At 68.0% G+C, this 4,976-nt stretch carries 3 protein-coding genes, 1 tRNA gene and 1 pseudogene; 4 read left to right on the top strand and 1 reads right to left on the bottom strand.

Annotated features, from left to right (window positions below):
• A pseudogene (locus AC1DBQ_RS21740) lies at window positions 1-582 on the top strand (ABC transporter ATP-binding protein); the annotation flags it as partial.
• A 945-nt stretch (window positions 583-1,527) separates the two neighbouring features.
• Here AC1DBQ_RS21740 and AC1DBQ_RS21735 read toward each other — a convergent pair.
• Complete coding sequence (locus AC1DBQ_RS21735) at window positions 1,528-2,127, bottom strand: TetR/AcrR family transcriptional regulator (RefSeq protein ID WP_476930491.1); 600 nt, start codon at window positions 2,125-2,127, stop codon at window positions 1,528-1,530.
• Between the two features lie 217 nt (window positions 2,128-2,344).
• On the opposite strand from AC1DBQ_RS21735, the gene AC1DBQ_RS21730 reads away from it, so the two are divergent.
• From AC1DBQ_RS21730 to AC1DBQ_RS21720, 3 genes are all read left to right on the top strand, one after another.
• A tRNA-Gln gene (locus AC1DBQ_RS21730) sits at window positions 2,345-2,416 on the top strand.
• Between the two features lie 42 nt (window positions 2,417-2,458).
• The gene (glmU, locus tag AC1DBQ_RS21725) at window positions 2,459-3,973 is read left to right on the top strand and encodes a bifunctional UDP-N-acetylglucosamine diphosphorylase/glucosamine-1-phosphate N-acetyltransferase GlmU (protein WP_476930490.1); all 1,515 of its coding nucleotides are present in this window, start codon (window positions 2,459-2,461) and stop codon (window positions 3,971-3,973) included.
• A gap of 5 nt (window positions 3,974-3,978) precedes the next feature.
• Window positions 3,979-4,959: a ribose-phosphate diphosphokinase gene (locus AC1DBQ_RS21720; protein WP_018774662.1), complete on the top strand. Its 981-nt coding sequence runs from the start codon at window positions 3,979-3,981 to the stop codon at window positions 4,957-4,959.
• The last annotated feature ends 17 nt before the right edge of the window (window positions 4,960-4,976 follow it).

Below are 4,976 nucleotides of genomic sequence, written 5' to 3'. Positions count from 1 at the left end.
CAGCTGCTCCGGCTCCTCGTGGGCGAACCCAACGTGCTCATGCTTGACGAGCCCACCAACGACCTCGACACCGACACCCTGGCCGCCGTCGAAGACGTCCTGGACGGCTGGCCCGGCACCCTCGTGGTGGTCAGCCACGACCGCTACCTGCTCGAACKCGTCACAKACCACCAGATGGCGCTCCTGGGCGACGGCAAGATCCGCGCCCTGCCGCGCGGCGTGGACCAGTACCTCGAGTTGCGCGAGTCGGCGCTGGCGGGCTCCACCATCACCGGCGGCGGGAACCCCGTCACGGCCGCCGGCGGGGGCTCCGGTGCAGCCGCCGGCTCCGCGCCGGCTGCCGGTGGCGCCTCTGAAGCGGAGAAGCGCGATGCCCGCAAGGCCAAGAACCGGATCGACCGGCAGCTGGGCAAGCTCAAGCAGCAGGAAGACAAGATCCACGCCCAAATGACGGCCGGGGCCGGGGACGCCAGCAAGTTCGATGAGCTCGCCGGGCTCAACAAGAAACTCCAGGAGCTCGCCGGCGAACGCGAAGCCCTCGAACACGAATGGCTCGAAGCCCTCGAGGTGCTGGGGGAGTAGTCGCCCGACGGCCGGGGGACATGCCCAGTGTGTTGGTGCTCAGTGGGTTCCGGCACGGCTGGACATGTCCCGTGGTGCAGGCCAAGGGTGGGCATGTTCCCCGGCGTCCTCGGAACCTTCAGGACATKCCCCTTGGTGCAGGCCAGGGATGGGCATGTCCCCCGGTGTGCTCCGAACCCTGAGGACATGCCCCTTGGTGCAGGCCAGGGATGGGCATGTTCCCCGGTGTGCTCGGAACCTTCAGGACATGCCCCTTGGTGCAGGCAAGGAATGGACATATTGGCCTCATGTCCACTCCTCGGAGCCAGGGGAGGACATGTCCCAAGGAGCATTCGACGGCATCGGCGCATTTCCCCTGAAGTGCTCGGCTCCTTCGCAGCCGGCTTGAATTGGTCAAGTCCCTGAGTCCTGGTCACGTGGCTGGATAAGTCCTTTGTGAGTGCCAAGTCTGATGTGAATCCCAAGGTCGGACATGTTCCCCGGTGCGCTCACAACCGTCAGGACATGCCCCGCGGTGCAGGCAAGGGCTGGCTATGTTCCCCGGTGCGCTCATGACCGTCACGACATGCCCCGCGGTGCAGGCCAGGGCTGGACATGTTCCACGGTGCGCGCACAACCGTCGGGACATGCCCCTTGCTGCAGGCCAGAAATGGACACATTGGCCTTATGTTCACTCCTCGGGGCCGAGGGAGGGCATGTCCAGTGGAGAGGTCGATGGCCTGCTGCCAGCCGGGGTGGGCAAGACCTTGGGTCCTGCCCGGACTGGACATGTCCCGCGGAGCGCTGAAAACCCGCAGGACATGCTMCTTGGTGCAGGCCAAGGATGGACATGCTGGTGTTATGTCCATTTCTCCGGGCCAGGGCTGGGCATGTCCCGTGGCGGCCAGCGAGCATGGGCGATCCCCGGACCTCAATCCAACCCCGGACCTCACTCCAACCCGCCCTTCACTCCTGGCTTCGGAGCTCTGGGTCCTTCTGCAGCCCGGTGAGCCCGTTCCAGGCCAGGTTTACCAGGTGCGCGGCGACTTCGCGTTTGTCCGGGGTGCGGCTGTCCTGCCACCACTGCCCGGTCATCGCGACCATTCCCACGAGCATCTGCGCATACATGGCTCCGTCCGCCGGGCTGAAACCGMGGCGGGAGAGTTCGTCCTCGAGGATGTGCTCTACGCGGGCCGTCACATGCGAGAGCAGGGTGGAGAAGGCCCCCTCCGGCTGGGACGGCGGGGCGTCGCGCATGAGGATCCGGAAGCCGTCCGTCCGGTCCTCGATGTAGGTCAGCAGGGCCAGGGCCGCCCGCTCCACGAGGACGCGCGGCTTGGCGTCCTCGGACAAGGCATCGTTGACCGAGGTCAGCAGGATGTGGAACTCGCAGTCCACCACCTGGGTGTAGAGGCCTTCCTTGGAGCCGAAGTGCTCGTAGATCACCGGCTTGGAGACGCCCGCGGTGGCAGCGATTTCCTCGATGGTGGTGCCGTCAAGGCCGCGGAGTGCGAAAAGGCCCCGGCCGATGCCGATCAGCTGCGTGCGGCGCTGCGGGCCCGTCATAYGGGGGCGGGGAACGTAGCCGGGCGCGCGGACAGGCCTGCCGCTACCGCCGTCCGCCCCGCCGGATGGGCCTGCACTCTTGCTCACAGCACCATCATGCCCTACCGCGAGCCCGTACCAGCCCGCAGGGCCGCCCGTGCTTCGGACCCTGAGTCGCACGAGCATCAACCTTCGTGGCAGAATTGGTTCTCGTGCCACAGGTCAAGCCCGGGCACGGTCCGCTCTGGTGTAATGGCAGCACCCCGGCCTTTGKAGCCGTGGAGTATAGGTTCGAGTCCTATGGKCGGAACTGGCGAGACACACTGCGCAACCAAGCAAGGAGAGCCAACACGTGAGCCCCGAGAACACTGGCCCAGCCGCCGTGATCGTCCTAGCTGCAGGGGCCGGTACCCGGATGAAATCCCGTACGCCGAAGATTCTCCATGAGATCGGCGGCCGCTCGCTGGTGGGCCACGCCCTCAACGCCGCCCGCAGTGTCCACCCCCGCGACTTGGCCCTTGTGGTCCGGCATGAACGCGACCTCGTGGCCGCCCACGTCGCAGCCCTCGACCCGGACGCCCTGATCGTGGACCAGGACGACGTCCCCGGCACAGGCCGTGCGGTCGAAGCCGCGCTGGAAGCTCTCGATGCCCTTCACCCCCAGGGACCGCTCAGCGGAACCGTGGTTGTGACCTACGGCGACGTCCCCCTCCTCACCGGCGGCCTGCTCGCCGAACTCGTCGCCACCCACGAATCCGAGGGCAATGCCGTCACGGTCCTCACGGCCGTCCTCGATGACGCCACCGGCTACGGACGGATCCTCCGCGCAACGGACGGAACTGTCACGGGCATCCGCGAGCACAAGGACGCCACCGAGGCCGAACGCGGAATCCGCGAAATCAACTCCGGCATCTACGCCTTTGACGCCGCCGTGCTGCGCGACGCGCTCGTCCACGTCACCACCGACAACGCTCAGGGCGAGAAATACCTCACCGACGTCCTGGCCCTGGCCCGCGCCGCAGGCGGCCGCGTCGCCGCCGTCGTCACCGAAGACCGCTGGCAAGTCGAAGGCGCCAACGACCGCGTCCAGCTCTCCGCCCTCGGCGCCGAACACAACCGCCGCACCGTCGAGGCCTGGATGCGCGCCGGCGTGACGGTCGTCGATCCCGCCACCACCTGGATCGACTCCACAGTGACGCTCGACGAGGACGTCCGCCTCCTGCCCAACACCCAGCTGCACKGTGCCACCACGGTGGCGCGCSACGCYGTCGTCGGCCCCGACACGACCCTCACCGATGTCATGGTGGGGGAGGGCGCCACGGTGATCCGCACCCACGGCTCCGGCTCCACGATCGGTGCACGCGCCAGCGTCGGCCCCTTCACCTACCTGCGCCCGGGCACCGTCCTGGGCGAAACCGGCAAGATCGGCGCGTTCTATGAGACCAAGAACGTCACGATCGGCCGAGGCTCGAAGCTCTCGCACCTCGGCTACGCCGGCGACGCGGAAATCGGCGAGGACACCAACATCGGCTGCGGCAACATCACCGCCAACTACGACGGCGAGAAGAAGCACCGCACCGTGATCGGCTCCGGCGTCCGGACCGGCTCCAACACGGTCTTCGTCGCTCCCGTCCGGGTGGGCGACGGCGCCTACAGCGGCGCTGGCGCGATCATCCGCCAGGACGTCCCGGCCGGCGCCCTTGCCCTCTCCGTCGCCAGGCAGCGGAATTCGGAAGGCTGGGTTGCGGCCAACCGCCCCGGGTCCGTTTCCGCCGCCCTGGCCCAGTCCGCCGCCGCGGTCCAAACAGCCGCCGCGGGCGCCGCCCCAACTTCCTCCACTACTCCGGCACCGACAGAAGAGGGCTAGCAATCATGAGCGAAATTACGGCACACGGCGAAAAGAAGCTGGTGCTGGCCGCGGGGCGCGCGCACCCTGAGCTGGCGAAAGAGATCGCCAAGGAGCTGGGCACCGAGCTGCTGCCGCTGGACGCCTACGACTTCGCCAACGGCGAGATCTACGTGCGCGCCGGTGAAAGCGTCCGYGGCACCGACGCCTTCGTGATCCAGGCCCACCCGGCMCCGCTGAACAACTGGCTCATGGAACAGCTGATCATGATCGATTCGCTCAAGCGGGCCTCCGCCAAGCGCATCACGGTYGTGTCCCCGTTCTACCCCTACGCCCGGCAGGACAAGAAGGGCCGCGGCCGCGAGCCCATCTCGGCACGCCTCGTCGCCGATCTGTACAAGACCGCCGGCGCCGACCGCATCATGAGCGTGGACCTGCACACCTCGCAGATCCAGGGCTTCTTCGACGGCCCCGTGGACCACCTCATGGCCATTCCGCTCCTGGCCGACTACATCCGCACCCGGGTCGGCTCGGACAAGGTTACGGTCGTCTCCCCGGACACCGGCCGCGTCCGCGTTGCCGAGCAGTGGGCCGAGCGCCTCGGCGGCGCGCCGCTGGCCTTCGTGCACAAGAGCCGCGACCTCACCGTGCCCAACCAGGCCGTCTCCAAGACCGTCGTGGGGCAGATCGAAGGCCGCACCTGCGTCCTGATCGATGACATGATCGACACCGGCGGAACCATCTCCGGCGCCGTCCAGGTGCTCAAGAACGCCGGCGCCAAGGATGTCATCATCGCCGCGACCCACGCCGTGTTCTCCGACCCGGCAGCCCGCCGGCTGTCTGAGTCCGGCGCCCGCGAGGTGGTGGTCACCAACACGCTGCCGATCACCGCGGACAAGCGCTTCCCGCAGCTGACAGTGCTGTCCATCGCGCCGCTGATCGCGCGCGCCATCCGTGAAGTGTTCGACGACGGCTCCGTCACCAGCCTGTTCGACGGCCAGGCCTAGGCCGGTCGGCGGGGGGG

It is taken from the genome of Arthrobacter sp. 10T413_2, from assembly GCF_056394205.1.
Note: the sequence above shows the minus strand (reverse complement) of the source record. Positions and strands in the feature narration are given on the sequence as shown.